The organism is Janthinobacterium algoris, assembly GCF_051380935.1.
In the GTDB taxonomy this organism is placed as follows: Bacteria; Pseudomonadota; Gammaproteobacteria; order Burkholderiales; family Burkholderiaceae_D; genus Janthinobacterium.
Map to the genome: position 1 here is coordinate 49475 of NZ_JBNYXZ010000012.1, position 23059 is coordinate 72533.

The window sequence follows — 23059 nt, forward strand, 5'->3', positions numbered from 1 at the left end:
GGCAGAGTACCAACAAAGAATAAGAACTTGCCTACAGGCATGCGAGCCCGTCATCGCGGAAAGGTGACGTACTACTTTTTAGACACGGGCGAAAAGCCGAGAAGAGAACTTGCTCTGGGAAAGGATTATGTAGAGGCAGTGCGCAAATGGGGTCAGCTGACGGCAAGCTCCGTACCATCCGTTTCTCGCCCGACTTTTCGCATGGTGGCGCAGCGCTACATCTGCGAGGTCATGCATAAAAAGGGGAAGGAAACGCAACGCAAGAATATGAACGAACTGGCGAACTTGCGCAAATTCTTCGATGACCCTCGGGAGCCTATGGAATCCATACGCCCGGTCATGGTGCGCCAATATCTGCAATGGCGGACCGCTGGCATTGTAGAAGAAGTAAAGCTAAAGAATGCTGCGCGCGCAGCGGAAGGCTTGCCGGTCAAGGAAATGACCGGTAAAGAAGGCCAGGTTGCCGCGAACCGCGACAAGGCATTGCTGTCGCACATTTGGAATTTTGCCCGAGGCGCCGGCCTGACAAACCTGGCAAACCCCTGCGCCGGCATTATGGGATACAAGGAAGATGGTCGTGATGTGTACGTCGATGATGAGATTTTCGAGGCTGTTTACGCCGCTGCGGGCCCTGGGCTACGCGATGCCCTGGATTTGGCGTATCTAACTGGCCAGCGGCCGGCTGACGCCTTGAAACTGACCCGCGCGCACGTAAAGGACGGCGCGCTGGAGATTAGCCAGAACAAAACGAAGAAGAAACTGCGTATCGAAATCATCGGCGAGCTTGCCACCGTAATGGCACGCATCGACCAGCGCCCGGCAATGGGTGTGGCGCTCATAAACAATGAACAAGGTCAGAAAATGACCCCCTACATGCTACGCTACGCATTCGAAAGCGCAAGGGCGAGTGCAGCAGCAGCGCATCCCAAGATCGAGGCCGCCATTCGCAATTTCCAGTTTCGCGACTTACGCGCCAAGGCAGGCACGGACATCGAGCAAGAGCGCGGGATCGAAGCTGCTCAGGCCCAGCTAGGGCATTCGACATCCACGATGACAGCACACTACGTGCGCCATCGCCGCGGCAAATTGGTAAAACCAACAAAGTAGTGAGAGATGAGGCGCCTCCACCTATTCATGCCGTAATCGTTCCGCAAACAGGATTGAGGTCCAGCATTCATGCGGCTTCCAGAGGCGTGCGTAAATAATTTTGCGGAACGAAAAGTGCGGGTAAGTCTTTGATTTATATAACTTTCACTACTGACTTAAAATCTCCCGCTTGTAAGGGCGTGCCGGTTCGATTCCGGCTCCGGGCACCAGCGCACAGAATTCAGAAACATCGGAAAAGCCATTAAACCCAATATAATCAACGGGTTAATGGCTTTTTTTACGCCTTGATATTTCTATTAATCCATAATAAACCCGACAAAAACCAGAAACGATTACACCAGACTGACGTCATGATTACGCCTCAGCAAGGGAGATGCATGGCGTCACTCAGGAAACGGGTTGGTGGCGAGCGGGGACTGACCTTCCACGACAGCAGGCATGCGGCATGCGGCATGCGGCATGCGGCCATCATGCGATTGGCCAAAAAAATTTAACGTGCTGGACCTGGCGCGCATGGTCGGCCACAGGGATTTGCATAGGCTTCAGATACCGGGGGATGGCGTACCTAGTGCGCCGTTATGCTCGTTATCGCGTTTCCAGGTTGCGCCATTGCCGCATCCACTCATCGCTCCCCCTCCGTGCCCGGCACCGCCGACATTTTTGCAACAACACCCATCGCGCCTCTCGCTTCGCCGCGACTTCCTACTGATATAATACTTACAATGAAGTAAGACTTCGAAATGTGCGCCTCAAGGCTCCCGCAACCGTCTGTGTACCGCTAGCCTAGCCCATGAGCTCCCTTTTCGACCACGAGATCATCAAACAGCTGCACAGCGGTGGCCGCTCGCAGGTGTATCGCGCCAGGGCTGCCGATGGCACCGCACTGATCGTCAAGAAGCCTAATCAGCAGTTCCCTTCCTTTCAGCAACTGGCACAATTCAAGCGCGAGTATGCGATCGCGCGCCGCTGCCGCCATCCTGGCGTGGTGCATCCGCTTGCACTGCAGCTGCACGGCGGGCGCTGGACGATGCTCCAGGAAGATACCGGTGGCCAGGCGCTCGACCAGATTGTGCGCGCGCAGGTGGCGGCGCGCAGCACGCCGGCGCAGCCCGCGTTGGCGTTGGACGATTTTTTCGACATCGCGCTGCAGCTGTGTGCGGCGCTGGAGGAAGTCCATCGTCATGGCGTGATCCACAAGGATATCAATCCCTCCAATCTGGTGTGGAATGCCGACCGGCGTGTGCTGCAGCTGATCGATTTCGGCATTGCCTGTGAACTGCCATACGAAAGCCATGGCATCGTCAATCTCCAGTCACTGGAAGGTACGCTACGCTACATGGCGCCGGAACAGACCGGGCGCATGAATCGGCGGGTCGACTGGCGCGCCGATTTCTATGCGCTCGGCGCCACCCTGTACGAACTGCTGGCCGGCCAGGCGCCATTCGAGGCGGGCGACGAGATGGAACTCGTGCATTGCCACATTGCCCGCAGTCCCGACTGGTCGCATCCGGCGCTCGCAGGCTTGCCTGGCCAGCTGCTGGCTATCATCCAGCGCCTGCTGGAAAAAAATGCCGATCAGCGCTATCAGAGCCTGCAAGGCTTGCGCAGCGACCTCGAAGCCTGCCGCGCGAAAAAGCCGGCGCAGGCGCTCAAGCTGTCCGACCACAACGGCCGCTTCCTTGTGCCACAAACGCTGCATGGGCGAGAGGATGCCATCGCCGTGCTGCTGGCGGCGTTTGAGCGCAGTGCGACCGGCACCTGCGAAATGCTGCTGGTGGCCGGCCACTCGGGCATCGGCAAGTCGGCGGTCGTCAACGAGGTACAGAAGCCGATCATTGCCCGGCGCGGCTGTTTCCTGTCTGGCAAGTTTGACCTGCTCCAGCGCGACATACCCTATGCCTCGCTGATCCAGGCCTTCCAGGGGCTGGTGCAGCAGTTGCTGGGCCAGCCCGAAGAAACGCTGCGGCGGTGGTCCGGAAAACTGCACGCCGCCCTGGGCAGCGGCATCGGCGTGCTGGTCGAACTGATTCCCCAACTGGCCTTGATCGTCGGCCCCACCGAGGCGATGCCCGCGTCGTCGCCGGTACAGGCCCAGCGCCGCCTGGACCGGCTTTTCCCCCGCTTCGTCGAAGTCTTCGCCTGCGCCGGGCATCCGCTGGTACTGTTCCTGGACGACCTGCAATGGGCCGATACGGCCACGCTGCGGATGATCGAACTGCTCATGCTCTCCTGCGACAAGTGCTGCCTGCTGTTCATCGGCGCGTACCGCGACAACGAAGTGGGCGCCGCGCATCCACTCATCGCGCTGCGCGACAAGCTGCGCGCGCGCGAGGTGCGCCTGTCGACGCTGTTACTGAGCCCCCTGAGCGAGCCGCAGGTTGCGCAAATGGTGTCGGCTACCGTGCGCATGGCGGCACCTGACTGCGCGTCCCTGACCCGCATTTGCTACCGCAAGACGGCTGGCAATCCATTTTTCCTCAGCCAGTTCCTGGCCTCGCTCAATGAAACGGGCCATTTGCGCTACCGAGCCGTAGCCGATTGCTGGGACTGGGACCTGCCCGCGATACGACAGGCCAGGTACACGGACAACGTGGTCGAGGTGCTGCTGGAGAAAATCCACCGCCTGCCCACGGCAACGCAACACCTGCTGCAACTGGCAGCCTCCAGCGGCAACCGCTTTACGCTCGACACACTGGCGCTGGCAGTGGACCGCGCGCCCCGGCACACGCAGCAAGTCTTGTGGCCAGCGCTCCATGCAGGGCTGATCCAGCCGCTCGACGAACGCTATAAATACGTCAACGGCGACACCCGCGCCGGCCAAAGCGGCGTCAATTACCGCTTCCTGCACGACCGCGTGCAGCAGGCAGCCTACCTGGTCGCCGATGCTGGTACCCGCGCGGCCAACCACCTTCGCATCGGCCGCCTGCTACTGCGGCATGCAACACCGGAGCGTCAGGACGGGACACTGTTTGACATCGTCGAACAGCTCAACGCCGGCCGTGCGCTGCTCGACGATGCGGGCGAGCGCGTGCAGTTGGCGGGGCTCAATCTCCAGGCCGGCGTCAAGGCACGGCGCTCTGCCGCGTTCCAGGCCACGCTGGAGCACATGCGAATTGGTCTCGGCCTGCTGCCGGCAGAGGCATGGAACGTCCACGCCGACCTCTGGCTTGACCTGCAGCTCGGCGCGGCCGAAGCGGCTTACCTGTGCGGCCAGTTCGATGCCGCCGAGGCGATCTATCCGCTGGTGCGCGCCCGCACCTTGAGCCCGCTACTGCAGGTACGCTGCATTGCCATCCAGGCCCACCAGTACCAGTTACAGGGCCGCCTGCTTGAGGCCATCGCCGTGCAGCGCGAAGGCTTGGCGCAGTTGGACATCGCCATTCCGCATGACGTGGCGCAGATGAAAGCGCGCTTCGACGATATCCTCGCCGACATCGGGTGCCTGCATGGCGCGCAGACGCCCGGCACGTTGCTGGCGGCCGGCGACATGTGCGAGCCGGACGCGGTGGCCGCGATGCAGATGATGCAGGGCCTGTGGATGGCCAGCTATTACGCCGGCCAGCAAGATCTCAGCGCGCTGATGGTGGTATCGATGACGCGCCTGTCCATGCAACGGGGGAACAGCGATTTCAGCGCCGTCGCCTATGTCGGCTACGCGATGATGCTTGCGCTGTACGGCGGCGACGTTGCGCGCGGCTACGACTTCGGCGCGATGGCGATGGCGCTGGCCAGGCGGCGTGCCAATCTGCAGACGCGCACACTCACGGGCCTGATGTTCGGTGCGCTCATCAGTCACTGGACGCAGCCGCTGCGCAGCTCCGATGCCCTGTACGAAGAAGCCTTTGGCTGGGCACTGGAAATCGCCGATTTCGTGCAGGTTGGCGTGGTGGTCGCCGTGCGCGCCACCGAACGGATGATCCTCGGCGACTACTTGCCGCATCTGATGCACGACATCGAGCACGACCTGGCACTGATGCGCGCCAACGGCCAGCAGGCGATGGCCGATTGCTGCATCGCCGCCGCGATCCAGCCAATCAAATGCCTGATGGGTCTCCTGCCACGTCACGACAGCTACGATGATGCGACGTTCAGCGAGGCGCGTTTCCTCGAACAGTATGGCGACTCGCAGCTGTATCGCGCCTACTATTTACAAGGGAAAATCCGCAACGCCTACCTGTTCGACGGCGCCGACGCCGAGCTGTTGGCCGGCCAGCTCGGCATCGTCACCCAAATCATGCGCGGCCAGGCCAAGGTTGCCGAGTCGAGCTTCTACGCCGCGCTGATATGGATCCGCGCCTTGCGGCGCGACCGGGCGCGCCCCGATGCGGGCGATGTGCTGGCCGTGATCGACGCACTGCAGGCGCGCCTTGACGACTGGGCCAGTGAGGGCTCGGACAATAGCGGCGCCAAACATCTGCTGGTGATGGCCGAGATGGCACGCTACCGGGACGATCTGCAGCTGGCCACGCGCCATTATCGGCAGGCGATCGACGCCGCCGGCCTGGCAGGCTACGTCAACGTGCAAGCGCTGGGCAATGAGCTGTGCGGCGAATACTGGTCCGAGCAGGGCCACCCACGCGTGGCCGGCGTCTTCATCCAGGACGCCATCGCGCACTACGGCCAGTGGGGTGCAGAGGGCAAGGTGACGCAACTGCGGGCGCGCCACGCCGCGCTGCTGTCACGGATGGATGGCCGCGCCACGCTGTCGCATGTGGGCCCCGACACGCACGGCAGTTCCGCACTCGACCTGGTGTCGCTGCTGAAAGCGGCGCAGATCCTGTCGAACGAAGTCGGCTTGCGCAATGTGCTAACGCGCCTGATTTCCATCGTGTGCGAAAACGCTGGCGGGCAGGTAGCGCGTCTGCTGCTACTGTCCGAAGGCAGCTACCAGCTGGAGGCCAATATCGATGGCGATGGCATCAACGTCCTGCAAGCGCGCCGGCTCGACCTGAATGCCGCCAGCGACCCGCAGTTCCCGCTATCGCTGCTGCGCTACGTGATCCGCACTGGCGCGGAGGTGATCGAAGACAGCATCACGGGCGTCTCGCGCTTCGCCGTCGACCCGTATGTGCAGCTGCAGCGGCCGCGTGCCGTCATGTGCCTGCCGATCCGGCACGGCGGCCAGATCGACGGCATCCTGTACTTCGAGAACCGGCTTGCCGAAGCCTCGTTCACGCAGGAGCGCGTAGCGTTTCTGCGCATGCTCGGTGTACAGGCGATGATCTCGATCTCCAGCGCCAGGCTGCATGACAGCCTGGAGCGACGCGTTGCCGAACGCACGGAACAGCTGGAAGACGCCAACCGCAAACTGGCAACCTTGTCCATCACCGACGGCCTGACGGGCCTGTCGAACCGGCGCCATTTCGACGACGTGCTGCGCACCGAATGTGCGCGTGCCACGCGCGTCGGCCAGCCGCTGGCCGTCATCATGCTCGATGTCGACTACTTCAAACGCTTCAACGACCGGCATGGCCACCAGGCCGGTGACGCATGCCTGATCCGTGTCGCGCATGCGCTGGCGGCCGGCATGCGGCGCGCGGGCGACCTGACGGCGCGCTACGGCGGCGAAGAGTTTTCAATCGTGCTGCCGAACACCGGCGCAGACGAGGCGCGCCAGATCGGCGAAGCGCTACGACGCGCCATCGCAGAGCTGGACATCGACCATACGCGAGCGGATGCGCAACAGGTGACGATCAGCGTCGGCATCGCGGTCCAGTCGGCGCCTGGCGCCGCCGACCCTGACGTCCTGTTGCGCCTGGCCGATGCCGCGCTGTACCAGGCCAAGGATGCGGGGCGCAATTGCGTGGTCCTCAAGGTGCTGTCGCCTGGCTGATCCGCACACGCCGCGCGCAGCGGTCAAGGCGATGGGTGGCGCCTCAATCGCTGCCATGACTGTTCTCGCGCGCCTGGTCCCTCGCCACCTCCTTTGAAGCCAGGCCATTGAAGAACAGATTGAGCAGCACGGCAACGATGGCGGCCAGCAGGATGCCACTGTGCAGCAACGGCGACAGGGCCTTGGGCATGTGTTGCGCATATTGCTCGGCCAAAAGCGGCAGCATGCCGAAGCCGATCGACAGGGCCACGATGAACAGGTTGTTGCGGTTGCTCTTGTAGTCGACGCCGGCGAGAATGCGGATGCCGGTGGCGGCGACCATGCCGAACATCACCAGCCCTGCCCCGCCCAGCACGAACGCCGGCACGGACTCGGCCGTTTGCGCGATCTTCGGGATCACGCCCATGACCAGCAGGATGATGCCGGCCGCCACGCACACCCAGCGGCTGCGCACGCCCGTGACGCCCACCAGGCCCACGTTTTGCGAGAACGATGTGTACGGGAAGGTATTGAAAATGCCGCCGATCAAGGTGCCCAAGCCATCGACGCGCAAGCCGCGACTGATATCGTCCTGCGTGATGCGCTTGTCCGTCATTTCGCCCAGCGCCAAAAACATGCCCAGCGATTCGATCATGACGACAATCATCACCAGACTCATGGTCACGATGGCGACTACGTCGAAGGTCGGCATGCCGAACTGGAATGGCGTGACGATGGCAAAAGCCTTGGCGCTGGCCACCTTGGCGAAATCGGCCTTACCCAGCGCAAACGACAGGGCCGTGCCAGCGATGATGCCGATCAATACCGCGATATTCGACAGGAAGCCGCGACCATACTTAGCCACCAGCAAGATGACGGCCAGCACGAAGCCGGCGATGCCCAGGTTATCCAGCGCGCCGTAGCCGGGGTTGGCAATCAGGGACACGGGACCGGCCGGCGCAGGCAAGCCGGCCGCCGTGGCGGCAGCGGCCATCTGGAGGAAGGCGGGATCGGCAATTTGCGCCATGGCAGGCGGCCCGCCCATGGCCCAGTTCACGCCCACACGCATCAGCGACACGCCGATCACGGCGATGATACTGCCAGTGACCACGGGCGGAAACAGGGCCAGCAGACGGCTGATGAAGGGAGCGATCAACATGGAAACGACGCCGGCGCCGATGACGGCACCAAAGATGCCGGTGATACCCAGGGACGGGTTGTTCGCCATGGCCAGCATGGGACTGACGGCGGCAAAGGTCACGCCCATCATCACGGGCAGGCGGATGCCGAAGTATTTGCCTATGCCCAAGGACTGAATCAAGGTCACCAGGCCGCAGCAGAACAGGTCGGCACTGATCAATGCCGCCACCTGCTCGGGCGGCAGCTTGAGGGCGCGTCCGACGATCAGCGGCACGGCAATGGCGCCCGCATACATGACAAGCACATGCTGCAAGCCCAGGGTGAACAGCTTGCCAACTGGCAGGATTTCATCCACGGGCGATGGCGCTGCAGGCGTTGTGCCGGGCACGCTGCGGTGGATGGATTTCAGACGGGGAGTGGCCATTTACGCTCCATTTCCTGGGTTACCGCGGCCCCGATGGGCGCAGATGAAAGGGAAAAGCAAGAGAGAAACGGGACGACAGAAACACACTGGCGACGGATGATGCATGCGAAGCTCCTTGGATAGGACGACCAAGGTATGCCATGCACGCTTCGTGCCAGCGACGATTGTATACAGGAATTGTGCCGAAATACCATCGCGTTCGTCAAAATCGGGCGCCCGCCACGCTGCGCTGCACCGTTTTCTGACGCGCCACCAGGCGACCGCACCAGAAGGCAGCATGGAAAACGGCATCGGAGCATGGCATGGTGAGGCAGCATCCGGATCGGGCACTCTGGCGCGGCGAGCGCCATCAAGCGACGCCCCAGGGGATTATGCGCAACGCAAGCCGGCCGAAAATCAACTGCAAAACGTCAGAAAAGCGTCAGAAAAACGGCAACGAAACAGCAGCAGACGTCGTTGAGCACTGGTCTACGTTAACTGCCGGCACAGCCAACCATCAGCGCTTCCAGCTGCAGCACATAGGCCGTGCGCAAGTGTTCGCGCGCCAGCAAGGCTTGCACTTGCGCAAAAATGCCGTGCTGCGGCACGGCTGGCAAAAGTGGCGCCGCAGGGCGAACGGCGATACAGGGCACGCCGATGGCCAGCCTTTCCGCTGCAGCTTGCAACCTTGGCCCACCTGCCGCGCAGCCCCCCAGCAGACCAGCCACCATGCAGACCAGTGAACAGGCCAATGAACACGCCCGTGAGCAAGCCCGCAAGTAGCCCCAAACCCTTGGCGGCGCTAGCGTACTCGTCATTGCCGCGCTCATGGCGTCCCGCCAGCGGTGCTTCCGGCCGTTTCACGGGCGATCAGCGCCTCTGCCGCGCGGCACGCATTACCTTCAGGCTGCAATGCCAGGATGCGCGCCGCAGCCGCTTGTGCGTCGGCCTGACCAGCCTGCGCTGTGACCAAAGCCTGCCGGGCCCGCGCCGACCGGCGTACGCCCTCCTCGCGCAGTGCATTCAGCGCCTGGTCCTGGCGCCGCAACACGCCCTGCACCTCCTGCACTTGCGCTGCGCACGCGGCACGGCCTGCCTCATGTCCCCAGCGCTGCGCGCAAAACACGGCTGCCCCCAGCAACAGCAGCATCGCCAGAATGCTCAACGGCGGCTTCATGCCAACACCTTGCGCGCTGCCTGGTACAAGGCCAGACGCTCGGCCAGGCCGTTCACGCCACCATTGATGCGACGCGTCACGCGCTCCTGGTCGCCCGCATCGGCCAGGCGGTTCAAGCCGCGCGATTGCCAGAACCAGCCCGCCGAGCGACACGCGAAAGTCGCCGCCTCCAGCAACTGCGGCGCCGCCAGCAAGTCCAGGCCCAACGCCACGCCGCACGCCGCATAGTTGGCACGCCCTGTCACCTGCAGCAAGCCACGCCCCTTGAAGCGCACGCCATCGCCGGCAATCACATTGCCCAAGTCCGCCCGTCCTTCATAGGCCGCGCCGCTGGCCAGCTCGCGCACATAGCGCAACTGGCCCGATTCGTGGCCCACCTGCGCCAGGAACGCCGCCTGGCGCAGCGGTGTATCGATGCTGAACTCGGCCATCGCCGCATTCAGCGGCGCCAGGAACAGCGTAGCGCGGCGGCCGGCCAACGGCATGATCTGCATCAATTGCGCGCCTGTCACAGCATGCCCCGCACATCCTTGACGGCAGCGGCCGCGTCAACCGCCAGTTCGCCGATATCCTTGCCGCGCCGCTTGTCGAACCAGCGCACGCACGCGCCCAGTACCCACCAGGCGGGCAAGCCAGCCGCCACCATCAACGGCGCGGCGATGAATAAAAAACCCGTGGCGGGATCGCCGCCATACAGGCCCGCCACGGTCTTCGCGCTGTCAAACAGGCTGGGCCACCAGGACAGCACGGCGGCCACCAGCACGGGGCCGAGAAACGTGGAAATGATGATGCTGGAACAGAAACGGATAAATGCCTCCTTGGTCGATTGGGGCCACATGAACATGAAGCCCAGCGACGTGGCAGCGGCGCCAGCCAGCACGGGCACGCCAAACAGTTTGATCAATGCGCCGCCGGCGGCGGTGGTTTCGAGGGCCATGGTTGCCTTTCAGGTGGTGAAAATGAAAAAACCCGCCGAAGCGGGTTGAAGGTGGACAACTGTTTTGCTACACGGCCTTGACCATCACATAAGCCCGGCCGTCCGCTTCGATAGAGATCACGCGCCCGACCGCCTTGCGGTACTGCTTCTCGGTCAAGTCGTCGTCATGCACGGCGATGCCCTGGATGCCGGCGCCGTCCCGCACCGCCACGATGTAATCGCCCGGCTGGGCGCCCAGCACGTTCACCGGCACGCGGCCGGCGATGGCGATGCGGTCGACCTTCTGGCGCTCGACTTCCAGCGCCGCGTCGAAGGTGGCCATGGCCTCGGCGTCCTGCTGCACAGCGGCGGTGTGGGCGGCCAACGCGGCGGTGTAGGCGGCCTGCTTTTCCGCCCACTCGTCATCGGTGTCGCCTGCCTCCGTTACCACGTCCTCATATTCCGGTGGATTGATGCCGGGTACCGGCTGCTGCGTGACCACGTCTTCACGGCGCAGGGGCTGGGTCGGCGCTGCTCCAGCCTGGGCAGACGGGCGCGGCCCCACGTCGTTGGCCCAGGAATCGCCACCGACAAATGAGGGTGCGGTGGATTTGATCGAGAACATGACGGCATCGGCCCACTTGTCGGTGACTTTATTGTCTGCGGTGATGCCGACTATTTGACCAGGGGCGACGATACCGCACATGAGGCATTTGAAAATGTATTCCGCATAATCGTTGCCCATGGTATTAACCGTACCACGGGCATTTACACTCCGCCCTGTAACAGTGTTCGCACTCAAAATTAGGGCGGCATTCGTTAAATTCCCGTAGTTGCCATCACACTTCCTGAATCCCCCAGCTTGATTTACGGTCAGGATATCCTGGCCCTGTCCGCCAGGCATGTCAATAACATGGTGTACCGCATGACTTTCCGTCCCAGCCTTAAGTGAGGAAATATAGACTGAACCCGTCCCTTTCACCGCGAGAAAATCGCCACTCCATTGATTTGACTGTGTGTCATATGCTCTGAGAGCCATCCTGTAGCTTTCTTTGTACAGGTTGCTTGGTGTCCCATTGCTATTGCCTGCAGATGTGAACCAGCTGAAGCAGCCGGGGTAGGTAGTTCCAGATACGCCACCAACTCCAATTCGTAGGCTATCCCGCTCCTGCCCAGCCGCCATGCTAACGCCGCCACAAATCAAGTGCGACGTAGTAATCGACCCGTCACCTACCCCAAGTAATTCATTGACTAGTAGCCCCTTGCCTGTAGCGGGGGTGCGCCACCGTGGCGCAATGTGGATTGGGTTTCCCGGCCCTGTCGCCGAATCAAATACTACCGTTCCCGCTGGTGTCGAGTTAGTTTCAACAGGCAATGCATACGTCGTTGTGTTTATCCCAGTCAAATCGAATGACATAGTTGAAAAAACACTACTATCAAAAAAAGCATAAACGTCATGCTTTCCGTCGGCACGTCTTACGACCATGATGCGAGATTGCCAAATTATTGGACCTTCAATGTGCCAGTCCACATAGAACCCCTCGCGCACACCCATGAATATAGTGAAGGGGCTTGAACTAGATGCGGTCCAGTTATTGTTAAACACACCACGAATAAGCAGGTTTGCATTTGCTCCCACATTTGACTCGCCAATCGTAGCAATAAGTATCCAGCGAGTGATCCCAGCACCATTAGTCGCGTAGTTATAGCCGTATTTGGCGGTGGTGCTTACCCCGAAAGCAATATCCGTTCTGAGGGGGAGCCCAGGATCAAGCCACTCCGGCGTGATCTTTCCATTCGGCCCGCCAAGCGGCGACCGCCCGACGGCTGGCGCATACGACGCCACCACGGCGCCCCGTCCAGCCAGCTCGTTCAAGCGCTGGATCGCATCCTTCTGACCATAGTAAAAAAAATCACCCATTACAGCTCCTCAATTTCAATGTTGGTGGCATAAGCCTGGAAAGACGGTGTGGTGATGGCGGCCAGATTGGCCAGGCGCCCATACACCTGGTGCGCCTGCTCCAGCTCGACGTCGTCGCTATCCGGATACAGGCTGACGAAAAGCGGGCGCGACAGACCGTTGCCGCGCACGATGCGCCACAGTTCGGCACGGTCCAACGGCGTCATGTGATCAAGCGTCAGCGACAGCTTGCGGTACATCGCACCCCGCTCCACCTTCTGTTCGCCAGCACCGTTGCGGTATTGGCTGCTGGTATCGACTGTCGTGATACCAGCGCCATACGCAGCGTTCTGCTCGGGACTCCAGTAAGCCCCTGCAACCAGCCGCACGGCCTCGATATAGCCGGCAGGATTGTCCGGGTCGGCCAGGTCGATCACCAGCTTCCTGATGCTGCGCATCTGGAACCAGCACCGCGCATACGTACCGCCGCCGTAACTGTAGGCATTCAAGCCTAGCGGCAATGCGCCCCAATCCCACATGCCCAGTCGCGCATACTCGCACGCCGGCATGACGCCACTATCGATGGCTGGCACAGTATCGCCAGGCTCGATATAGCTGCGGACGCGGATAGTTGCCCCTGGGGTCAGGTTGCAAAACGGCAGGGTTACGCCACCGACAATTTCCGGCGACGGCCACGTCGCCGTGATGGTCTGCAACGTTCCAATTGAACGCAGCACCATGGACTTTCCTTCCCGCTGCAGATTGCCCGGTCCCAAGGTACCGGCCTGGCTCGATGCCGTCAACACTGCGCGGTCGGCGGCGTTGTCGTAGATGATGCGCAAGTTGCTCATGCGCCCCCCTGCACTGGCCAAACGATCGCATCGAGCGCTTCGAAGGAAGTGGCAGCAGCGATCTGCCCGCGCAACTGAAGGCAAATGGCGAACGCCCCGGTAACGTGCGCGCCCAGCGCGGCGCCAACGGCGATCATGCCAGCCGCATCGAGCGGCACGTGGGTGTTATCCGACAAGGTCCAGTCGATGCTGTATGGCTGGCCGGCAGCCTGCGCCATCAAGGCCAGCTGCGTGGCACCAACAATGCGATCCTTGTCTGCCTGGTACATGACACCGCAGCACACAAAATCCGCGGCCTCGGCAAGGGAACGCGCCTGCTTGATGCGCGTCCAGGCCCGAGCCCGGGCCGTGTCGAGCGTGTCGCTGCGGTCTGCGGCAATACTGCCACCGGCAAACGGACTGACCGCGTCGGTGGCCAGCCAACGTTCAGCAATGCTGCCCAGATCACCCTGCAATTGAAACAATGGCATCTGCAACGGCGTGTTCCAGGCCAGGCCGTAACCGGCCAGATAGGCTGCCTCGCTGGCGTAGCTATGCACGGAAAGCTGCGCAGTATCAAACGGCGCATTGATTTCGATTCGTTTGAGCATATGAAAGCCAACCGCCACCCCGTTTGGCGTGGTGAAGTTTTTAAGAATCATCAGTTTTCCTAGTCGTAAAGAGATGCATTAATGACGGGCATGCTCAGATCTGCGGCATTTCCCGAATGGGATCTGCCATCCCGGTCATATTCGGCACCCCTAAAATAGTAAGCAGCCACAGTGGCCATATAGGTGGAAAAGGTCGCCCCATTTCTACGCACTCCCCCCCGATCCTCGTAAAACTGGGAATTGCCCGAGCCGGGATATCCCGGGGCATCGCCCACCGATACGTCGCTGATATTGTAGGTATCAGGAAGCAGGATGGCGGCATTGGATGCGTCTGGAATGACACAATTGTTTATTTGATAATTATAGGATACGGGCGAAAATGACTCTATCTTCAGAGACAAATTGCCACTATCAAATATCAGCTTTCCCGTGCCATCCCATGAGCGCATGCCATAAGTATTGGCCGACGCAATGGCGCGGCCAATGGCAAAGCAATAGCCTACGGGCAAGATCGGCAGCACGCCGCCGTTGCGCCGGTAGATATTCATGCCCGGCACGCTCCCGTCGACCGTAGTAGCCACGGACGACGTGGGATAGAACCAGATATCCTCCCCATTGGCATCCGGATAGCGCCAGAAAGTCATGATGGCCCGGCCGCCAGAATCGGGGAGCTGGTTGATCCGATGAGCATTGGTGTAGTAAGGAGTTACTCCGACATTCCCGCCGGTAAATAACCCGGAAATATGAGGCGTGGGATTCAAGGTCACCTTGCCAGTAAACTCCGGCACCATGAATTCCTCATCGATGACCCGGCTTCCTTTTTCCGTATTAAAAAGTATTCCGTTCGTCATGATGCGAATACCAGCAAGATCAGATCGCCGCCATATGCGTCCTTATATTCAAACGAGAAAGTAATCGTCGGGTTGCCATGCCCATCCTGGCCTACCACCCAAGCATATACCCCCCCCATTACCTGAAACACGCGCAAAGACATGCCACGCAGTCCGGAATACACACGCACCGCAGGTTGATCAGCGCCTTGCCGCCACGTCTCCACATAGATGCCGCCTGCGCCATCGGGCGTAATCATGGGCGTGCCATTGGCTCTATATGTCGTAATGCCGATGCTCATCGTGTCAGGTCTCCTATCTGTACGCGCAACATGTTGTTGCCGTCGTACACCTTGATGACGTTGTCCCAGATTTCCGTGCGGGCACCCCAAGTGGCTGTGCGCAAGGTACCGATGACGGCCGACATGGCCGACAAGGAGGAAATGCTGGCGATATTGATCAGCGCCAGATCGATGGCCGCGCCCTGGATATACGTACCGATGGTGGCCCGACTCATCTGCCCGCCGATATTCACGCCAAAGGTAGCGCCCGCCGTCGCATTCGACGGGGGCTTGGCCCCGATCACCTTGCTGTAATCGATGCCGCTGGCGCCTGCAGCAAGAATTACGCTGTCATTCGCGCCATAAATCGTGACCGCCTTCATCACCGCCTGCCCTGCCGCATTGACGGACCAATTTCCCGCTGCGTCGCTGACGGTGCCGGTTACAAGCAAGTTCCCCGTTTTCGTATTGACAGCCTCCAGACTGCCCACTTTCAACGCATTCAAATACGGCGCCGTCCACTGGGTGGTGCCGCTAGCCGGATTGAAAATACCATCAGACCGGTATAGCGATTCACCTGCGCCGAAAGCCTGCGGCGAACCTTCCCACACCGTGCCAGCGCCCCAGGTGTTAATTGGCGGGAAGGACGCATCGCCCTGCGTGCTGATCGTCGCCGGCGCGCTGGCCAGTGACAACAAGCTGGTCTTGCTGTAACAGACTCGCATTGAGTTACCCGTCACGCCATCAAAAATCTTGCTGACCGTCTGGCTGGCCGTGTAAGTGAGGCCGTCGACCACGATCGTGGCCGTGACCGTCACGCTGTCGCCCACCATGCCGGCATACGCCAGCGTGGCCATGTTACCGACGCGCGTCAGTACGCTGGCGTTACTGGCAGAAAACGCCACCTGGCCCTGCATGTTCACCAAGCCTGCCGTAAAGTCGATGCTTGCCGGCGCGGCAATTGTCGTCGCCGCCACCTTGAACGCCTGCGCCGTGGCCGCCAGCAGCAGCACGCGGTCGTTGGCAGGCGCGAAGCGCGGCACGGTATTCATGATGAGCCTGTCGCGCTCCCCCACAATCGCGCTCATACGAGCACCCCCACAGTCACTCTGCCCGTCAGCCAGAAACGCGATAGCATCACCACCACTCCCGGCACGCCTTCTTGCAAGCCAAAGCGCTCAGCGCGCAGTTGTACGGGCTGCCCCAGTTCCAGCATCATCATCTCGGGCTCTCCATCGAATTCATACATGGTGCGCGGCACCTTGCTCAAGGCCAGGCGCCGCTGCGCCTCCACACGGGCATCGGCCCGCGTCTTCAGGCACGTATCGATCTGCACCGGGTCGTCGCTCAGGCGATAGCGCGCGCGCACCGCCTCGTCGACCACCGTCTCCGTCAGCCATTCCGTGGCATACAAATCCGCATGCGCGGGCGGAATGCTGGTCGTCAAGCCAGCCTGCAGCGTGTAGTTCCGGTCGAAGCCGATCTTCACGGCCGCCGTCACGGGCAGGCGCTGCGCGGGACGCAGCGAGCGTTCGCGCATCTGCTCCGGACCGATTTCCACCGGCACGCCGGCGGCAGGCAGCGCGATCTGCACCAGGCGCAGTTGGCCGGTGCGCGACATGATCGCCTGGGCGCCCACGCTGGCCGCCAGTTGCTGGATGGCCTGTGCCTGGTTCGTGCGGTCCGCAACATACAGCCCCACCGGCTGCGGATGGGACGCGTCGAAGGCGGCCAGGTTGTCCAGGTCCAGGTCGGCCGTGGTAAAACGGTCGGCCGCCTTGCCGTAGGTGGTGGCGATGCGCTGCGCCAGCGGCGCGATGCGCGGCGCAAAACCGCCGCCCTTGTCGCCCTGTACGCTGGCCGTGATCGTGGTGGAAAACGGATCGGTGGTCAGGTTGAAGCGGCCCGCCTGGTCATTCAAGGCCACGGCAATCGGCTTGCCGTTGGTGCGCACTTCGAACGTCGATTCGACCGCGCCGAGAAAACCGTATTCCAAAGTGGCGGGATTGGTCAGCAAGGGCGCCACGTTGTGGCACTCGCCGAAGGGAATCGGCAGGATGGCGTCTTTGTTCGGCGTCGTGCCACCCAGCTTGGCTTCGGAGATCGGCGTATTCAGGCGTTGCAGCTTGTCGCGCAGTACCAGGTTAACCGACTCGCGCCCCGCACTGGCCACGTCGGAGATGATGCCGTCGAAGACCAGCTGAAAGTCGGCACGCGGCCAGGAGGGATCGCCGGCCCAAGCCTTGATCGGCCGGTTCATCCAGACGTCGCCCAGCCAGCCATCCAGAGCGCCATCGGCGTTATCGAGTTCGATATCGCCGCCCGACAGCCCCGCCTCGCCGGACAGGCTGACCTGTTCCGTGAAGGCCAGGCCGCCCTTGGCCAGCGGCTGGTACGCGGTATTCGCCGGCAACTCATCCGGCCGGGTAACGTAAGGCCGCGAAGCGATATACCGCGTCACCTCGCTACCGGTCACATTCACTTGCGCCTCGATCAGCACCATGCGGATGGCCGACGGGTTTTGCAGCCATTCCTGAAATTGTGCAGCGGTCATGCGTACTCTCCTTTCACTGCGTTGGCCCAGGCGGATGCCCTGGACGATTTGTCCACGCCATCGACCACCGTCCTGGCGGCGTTGGCGTTCGATTCAAAGGTGGCCTGGATGGTGGCGCCCGTTTGCGCCCGCTGATCGGCGCGCAAGCCTTCCAGTTCCACGCGCATGGCCTGGTTGTCTTCGCGCAGGCCGCGGATTTCCGCGACAAGAACCTCGGAACCGACGTTCACCGCCGACGAGTAGCGCACGGGGTCGAAGACGGCCGCCGCGACCGGGGTTGTCATCGCCGCCAGTGCAGCGACCACGGGAGGATTATTGAACTGCACACCCAGGTCCACAGCACCGCCCATCGCCGCCCGCAGGCCGGCAATGGCCTGCGCCACCGTCAGCACGCTGTCGTTAATCGTGATCAAGCCCGATACCTGGGCATTGAGCGCGTCCAGGCTGGCCTGCTGCACGTCGACCTGCGCGGCGGCCCATTTCAACGCTTCCTTGTTCGCTGCCACCACGCGGGCATAATCCGCCGCATAACGTGCATCGGAGGCGTTGACCACTTGCGATGCCGTCAAAAACGCCTGTTCGGCGGCAGATAGCCCTGATTGCGCCGTCGTGTCACCCGCATTCGCGGCCGCCAGGGTTTTCTCGAACTGGGCGCGCGCTTCAGCGTACTTCTGCTCCGGCGTCAGCGTTGACTGGGCGCCCAAAGCCATGCTGGAATTGAGCCCGTTCAAGGTGCTCACCCACGATTTCGACTTCTCCAGCGCCGACTTGGCCGCCGCCGATTCCGTCTCGTAGGCTTTAGCCAGAGCATCCTTCGCGCTGGTTACCGCCTTGACGGCCTGGATCTGGTCGAACAATCCCCGGTTGCCGTCGGCAATGCCGGCGCGCTGGGCAGCCAGCAACTGCGCTTCGCTGTGTGTCAGCTGGTTCAACTGCTGTTGCAGGTCCCTGCGTTCGCTGGCGATGTCGCTGGCTGTCTTGCTCACTTCAGCCAGTTCACCCGTCGTGGTGGCCAGGTCGGCCGCATAGTCGGCAGCCTTCTTGAACGGTTCGGCAATGGCAAGCAACTGGACATACATGTTCTGGCCGGCGACCGTGTTCAAGTCCTGCGCCAGCACCAGCGCCTTGAATTGCTCGCTCGTTATCACGCCGGATTGCCCCATCGCCGCCATGGCGCTGCGCACCGACTTGGTGACCGGGTCCATCTGCTCGGCCTCGCTCAGGAAATTCTGCACGAAGAAGCTGGTGCCGCTGGTCAGGGTATCGAGGTCGCCCGCCGCGTTAATCAGGCTTTCGCTCAGCGCCACGGCGGAAAGGCCGGAAGTGTTGAACGACTTGCCCAACACGCCCAGCACGTCCGACACCTGCATGTAGTTGTTGGCCACACGCGCCAATGTTTCCAGGTAGCCCTCGCCCACGGCCTGGTATTTTTCCAGGCCGCCCACGCCGAACTTCGCCATGTCGTCGCCCAGCTTGGAAAAGGCCGCTTCCAGGGCCTTTTGCATTTCCTCGCCCTTCAGGTCCTTCAGGCTGATCTTGCCCAGGCTGACGACGAAGGAATTCAAGCGCGTCGTGAAGGCATCGCCGCCCATACCCAGGGAGTCGGCTGCCGCCACGATGCTCGTGCGCAGGCCGAGAACAATTTTCGTGAACTGGTCATTCGTTTCCGCGCCCATGGCCGTGAGACTCGTGGACTTCTTGTCGCTGGAAAACCAGCCGCCGGACTTCTTGATATCGACATAGGAATTCACGTCAAAGCGCTTAGTATCAAGGTCGCCCAGGCGCGACGAGTTGGTGACTATCCCCACATCCTGCACCGTGGTCTTGCCGCCAAAAATGCTGCTGACGACATTGCCGATGAAGCCCCCGCTGGAGCTACCCTTGGTTCCCAATGCGGACATCAGGATGTCCGAGCGCACCAGCAAGCTGCCCAAGCCGCCGATGCCCGAAACGATCTGCTTGAGCGAGACCACCATCGACGAGGAATACACCAGGCCCAGGCCGGAGTTCTTCTCCATGATTTCCAGGCTGTTGGCGATCGACTCCGATTTCGCGGATGAATCACCGAGTACCGTGCCAGTGCCGTTGGCGGCCTGGCGATCCTTGGCCGTCATGTCGACGCCGCCACCGCCGCCGCTGAAGGCGCCGCCCAGCACGGCGGCAATCGCCGCTGCCGCTGCCGCATAGCCCCACGGTCCCATGGCGCTCATGAAGGACATGAACACGCCGGGTACCTTGGCCGCATTCTGCGCGGTCTGGCCGGCCATCACTGCACCCGTCTCTGTCGCCTGCCCGACGACCACGCCCGCGGCAGACGAGCCCGATACAAACAGGCTGGTCGCCAGTTTTTGCAATTGGCCGGCTATTTCCACCGCGCGAAACGCTTTTTCGGCTCCTTCCATCAACTTGTAGCCAGTACTGTTTTCTTTGAAAAAGCCCTTGGCGGCCCCGGCCATGTCCCGGTAACCCTTGATCTGCGCCTGCGCGCCATCCTCGCGGGCCTTGGCATGCGCAGCGTCTTTCTTGGGTTCGTCGTTGCCAGCGTCCTTGAGCCCTTCGCTCAGGGTGCGTTGAACGTCGCGCTGGGCCTTCTGATAATCGGCAAAGGCCGTGCCCAACTTGCCGACCGCAGCCCCTGCCTTGCCGAAGGCTTTTTCCAGCGCGTCGCCCATGGCCTTGGCGCCATCGACCGTGTCTTTCCACGTTTTTTCATCCGCCGCCTTGGCATCGGCACGGTTCTTGGTCTCTTTTGCCTTGGCCTCCTCGTCGCGCTTCTTCGCTGCCGCTTCCTTCTCCTGGCGCGCCGCTTCCTCCAGTTGCGCCAGATCGGCGTTGACTTGCTGCTGCACGCGCAGCTGCGCAGTGCCCGCCTCTGCGATCTTGTTGACGTTTTCCTGACGGCCTTGCGCCGTTTTCGCCTGAAAACCTTTTAATACGTCGGCTTGCTGCTGGTAGGCCGCCACCTCGGCGGCGCCACGCGCGCTAATGGCCATGCGACGGCTCGCAAAAAACTCGTCCTCGCTCAAGGCGCCGCCCTTGCGGCGCGCTTCATCGAGCTTGGCCTGCTGGTCATAACCTTCGGTCTTGATGCGCAATGCGGTTTGGATCGATTGCAACTCACCTGCCAGCACGGCATCACGGGGATCGGAACCTGCCTCTGGAGGTGCTGCAGTCCTGGCAGGTGCGGCAGTCCGGGAAGGTGCCGCAAACGAGGCTCGCATATTCTGCCGCAGCTCTTTCTCCTTTTCGGGAGAGAAGGGAACACCGGCGGCCCTGGCATTGGCCAGGGTCTCCTCAAGCTGTTTGATTTCCGCTGTTTCGCGCTGCGCCCTGGTGACATAGCGCTTCTGCAACTCGTCCAGCTCCTTGACCGCCTGCTTGCCCTCGGCATTGCGTTTCGATTCCGCCTGATCGGCCTTCGCCTTTGCCTCGAGCTGCGTCTGCTTGTTCATTGCCACAGCCAGGGCCTTGGCCTGCTCCTGCTCGAACTGCTGCATCTGCTCGCCCGTCAGGCGTGCCCCCGGATGCGTACCCGGAACCAACTGGCCCGTGCGGCGTACTTCGGCCGTACGTTTCTTGATTTTCTCGATCTCGTCCTCCGGCGTCTCTTCGCGTCCGATGGAACGCATGCCATCCATGAAACTGGACCAGAGATTTTTGCTACCTTGCAGCAAGGTACCGATCATGCTGAGCTTTTCAGCGCGTTTTTGCAGGCCTGCATTGATCAAGTCACTCGCCATGACCATGGCCTCTTGCGTCTTGCCTTCTTTTTCCAGGGCGGCGATATGCGCGTACTGGGCGCCTGTCAAGATGTTGTAGTTTTTATCGTGCGTGTCGACCCAGTTGGTCACGCCATCGGCCATCGTCGCGAAGTCGGCCGCCACGGCACCGGCCGATTGGCCATTCATTTGCGCCATGGTAACGGCGGCCGCCCCCACGGAATTGAGCGCTTCGCTGGTGAACTGGCCCGTTTCCACCAGGGTCTGCAAGACCACGCGGGTATCGCCCAGGCCGCCTTGACTGGCATCGGAGACCGACGCCACCATGGTGTTGAACTGGCCTTCCGTGATGCCGGCGGCATTGCCGGTCAGCTCCAGGGCACGGGAAAACTTGTCCGATTCCAGCTGACCCTGCACGAAGGCCTCGGCCACGAACGCCGCCACGTCGGCCGCCATCTGCAGCGCCAGCAGCGGCCCCGCGCCCAGGCGTTTCATGGCCAGTTCCGTCAAGCCGGTGGCATTGGCCATCTCTCCCAAGCCATCCTTGATCTGCCCGATGTCGGCGTTCAAACCGCCTTCGCCAATCTTGGCGGAAGCCTTGGCAAAGCCATCGACCGCGGTCATGCCCTTGAACATGGCATCCGCAGCGGCGCTGCTTTCGTCACCAAGTACTTTGGAAGCGTCTGCCGCCGCGCGTGCCGCTTCGGCCTGCGCGCGCACCCGTGGTTCGAAGTTGCGAAACTTGGTACTGGCCTCCTCGACTTGATCGCCTGTCTGTTTACTAGCGGCCGCCAGGTCATTCACTGCCTGCGTTCCCGCCTTGATTTCCGCCGCATTCACGGCAATTTTTAACTCTGTTATCTCTGGCATGGTTGGCCCATAAAAAAGGCCGCGCATGGCGGCCGGGTTGGAAAATGCGGGTCAGCCTGCCGCATGCTGGTGCGACAGGAAGAGCGCGTCGAGCTGGTCCAGCAACTGGTGCTCGAACGGCTCGATGGCGATGCCGTGGCGCGCCTGCCATGCGAGGATTTCCGTGCTGGCGATGGGGTTGACGGCCATGCCGTTCTGCCGCTTGCGGTTTAATTGCGCAAACCATTCCCATACGTGGGCCAGCTCGAACGGCATGGGCGGCGTCGCCGATTCGGGCGGCGCGCGGTACAACGGATGGCGCCGGGCGGCGTCGATATGCTCGCCCTTGGCATGGCCATCGGCCGCCCGCGCCCCGCGCTCGAACTGGTGCCCGGCGTAGCGCAGCAGGCTGGCCGTCAGAGTTTCAAAAAATTCGACTCGTTTTCCAGCGCCGTGGTGACCTTTTCCTGCCAGGTCGGGTATTTTTCAAAGGCGGCTTCCAGCAGCGCCGGATCGAGCGGCACGGGTGCGCTGTTGCTGGTGAAGCCGTACCAGCCCGTGACCACGGCCAGCGCCAGGCGCTTCTGGTTGCCGTCGATGGCTTGCACCAGCAGTTCCGCGCCTTCGTCAGTGGAGGCGTCGATGGCCGTCTTGCGGCGCGCCGATTTCTTGTAGCCTTCTGCGCGCACGGCGTTGTTGGCCACGCGATACTGCTCGCTGTTCTTGCCGACGATGGTCAAACCAGCCACCGCTTCGCCGTCCGCGTCGAAAATGACGGGCACGTCGAAGGTCACGGGGGTGGTAGCCGCATGGATGTTGCCGATGTCGAAACCTGCCTGGATTTTTTGTGCGTTGTTCATGTGTACTGCTTTCTGAATGAATTCAAATGGGGTAAGAGCTAAAAAGGCCGCCATCACGGCGGCCCCAGTG

Annotated in this window: 17 protein-coding genes; 2 read left to right on the forward strand and 15 right to left on the reverse strand. The window is 61.8% G+C overall.

The window, feature by feature from the left end; translation table 11 throughout:
• The first annotated feature begins 27 nt into the window (after positions 1-27).
• Together ACQ4W7_RS18245 and ACQ4W7_RS18250 are read left to right on the forward strand one after the other, a co-directional pair.
• Entirely contained in the window at positions 28-1107 is a 1080-nt protein-coding gene (locus ACQ4W7_RS18245) for a tyrosine-type recombinase/integrase (protein WP_436532288.1), read from the forward strand.
• A gap of 790 nt (positions 1108-1897) precedes the next feature.
• Positions 1898-6940, forward strand: a complete 5043-nt coding sequence (locus ACQ4W7_RS18250; protein WP_436532290.1) for a diguanylate cyclase domain-containing protein — start codon at positions 1898-1900, stop codon at positions 6938-6940.
• 43 nt (positions 6941-6983) lie between these two features.
• On the opposite strand, the gene ACQ4W7_RS18255 is transcribed toward ACQ4W7_RS18250, so the two are convergent.
• The 15 genes from ACQ4W7_RS18255 to ACQ4W7_RS18325 all read right to left on the reverse strand — a co-directional run bounded on the left by ACQ4W7_RS18255 (position 6984) and on the right by ACQ4W7_RS18325 (position 22989).
• A complete protein-coding gene (locus ACQ4W7_RS18255; protein WP_436532292.1) occupies positions 6984-8483 on the reverse strand; it encodes a nucleobase:cation symporter-2 family protein in 1500 nt (499 codons plus the stop codon).
• A 473-nt stretch (positions 8484-8956) separates the two neighbouring features.
• Complete coding sequence (locus ACQ4W7_RS18260) at positions 8957-9079, reverse strand: hypothetical protein (RefSeq protein ID WP_426070239.1); 123 nt, start codon at positions 9077-9079, stop codon at positions 8957-8959.
• Between the two features lie 209 nt (positions 9080-9288).
• Complete coding sequence (locus tag ACQ4W7_RS18265; RefSeq protein ID WP_436532294.1) at positions 9289-9639, reverse strand: hypothetical protein; 351 nt, start codon at positions 9637-9639, stop codon at positions 9289-9291.
• Complete coding sequence (locus tag ACQ4W7_RS18270) at positions 9636-10133, reverse strand: glycoside hydrolase family 19 protein (RefSeq protein ID WP_436532296.1); 498 nt, start codon at positions 10131-10133, stop codon at positions 9636-9638. The genes ACQ4W7_RS18265 and ACQ4W7_RS18270 overlap by 4 nt, the downstream gene beginning before the upstream one ends.
• Positions 10134-10147: 14 nt before the next feature.
• The gene (locus tag ACQ4W7_RS18275; protein ID WP_176375960.1) at positions 10148-10576 is read right to left on the reverse strand and encodes a hypothetical protein; all 429 of its coding nucleotides are present in this window, start codon (positions 10574-10576) and stop codon (positions 10148-10150) included.
• A 67-nt stretch (positions 10577-10643) separates the two neighbouring features.
• The gene (locus ACQ4W7_RS18280; RefSeq protein ID WP_436532298.1) at positions 10644-12476 is read right to left on the reverse strand and encodes a hypothetical protein; all 1833 of its coding nucleotides are present in this window, start codon (positions 12474-12476) and stop codon (positions 10644-10646) included.
• Positions 12476-13306, reverse strand: coding sequence for a hypothetical protein (locus ACQ4W7_RS18285; protein ID WP_436532300.1), 831 nt, complete (start codon positions 13304-13306; stop codon positions 12476-12478). The genes ACQ4W7_RS18280 and ACQ4W7_RS18285 overlap by 1 nt, the downstream gene beginning before the upstream one ends.
• Positions 13303-13947 (reverse strand): DUF4376 domain-containing protein, encoded by a 645-nt coding sequence (locus tag ACQ4W7_RS18290; protein WP_436532302.1) that lies wholly within the window; start codon positions 13945-13947, stop codon positions 13303-13305. The genes ACQ4W7_RS18285 and ACQ4W7_RS18290 overlap by 4 nt, the downstream gene beginning before the upstream one ends.
• 8 nt (positions 13948-13955) lie before the next feature.
• Entirely contained in the window at positions 13956-14747 is a 792-nt protein-coding gene (locus tag ACQ4W7_RS18295) for a hypothetical protein (RefSeq protein WP_436532304.1), read from the reverse strand.
• Positions 14744-15028, reverse strand: coding sequence for a hypothetical protein (locus ACQ4W7_RS18300; protein ID WP_436532306.1), 285 nt, complete (start codon positions 15026-15028; stop codon positions 14744-14746). Before ACQ4W7_RS18300 ends, ACQ4W7_RS18295 begins: the two co-directional genes overlap by 4 nt.
• Positions 15025-16095, reverse strand: a complete 1071-nt coding sequence (locus tag ACQ4W7_RS18305) for a hypothetical protein (protein ID WP_436532308.1) — start codon at positions 16093-16095, stop codon at positions 15025-15027. The genes ACQ4W7_RS18300 and ACQ4W7_RS18305 overlap by 4 nt, the downstream gene beginning before the upstream one ends.
• Positions 16092-17561: a hypothetical protein gene (locus ACQ4W7_RS18310; protein ID WP_436532309.1), complete on the reverse strand. Its 1470-nt coding sequence runs from the start codon at positions 17559-17561 to the stop codon at positions 16092-16094. Before ACQ4W7_RS18310 ends, ACQ4W7_RS18305 begins: the two co-directional genes overlap by 4 nt.
• Positions 17558-22150, reverse strand: a complete 4593-nt coding sequence (locus ACQ4W7_RS18315) for a phage tail length tape measure family protein (RefSeq protein WP_436532311.1) — start codon at positions 22148-22150, stop codon at positions 17558-17560. Before ACQ4W7_RS18315 ends, ACQ4W7_RS18310 begins: the two co-directional genes overlap by 4 nt.
• A gap of 51 nt (positions 22151-22201) precedes the next feature.
• A complete protein-coding gene (locus ACQ4W7_RS18320) occupies positions 22202-22441 on the reverse strand; it encodes a phage tail assembly chaperone (protein WP_436532313.1) in 240 nt (79 codons plus the stop codon).
• Positions 22442-22545: 104 nt separating this feature from the next.
• Positions 22546-22989 carry a hypothetical protein gene (locus tag ACQ4W7_RS18325; protein ID WP_426070249.1) on the reverse strand — a complete coding sequence of 148 codons (444 nt, stop codon included), beginning with the start codon at positions 22987-22989 and terminating at the stop codon, positions 22546-22548.
• Positions 22990-23059 lie beyond the last annotated feature (70 nt).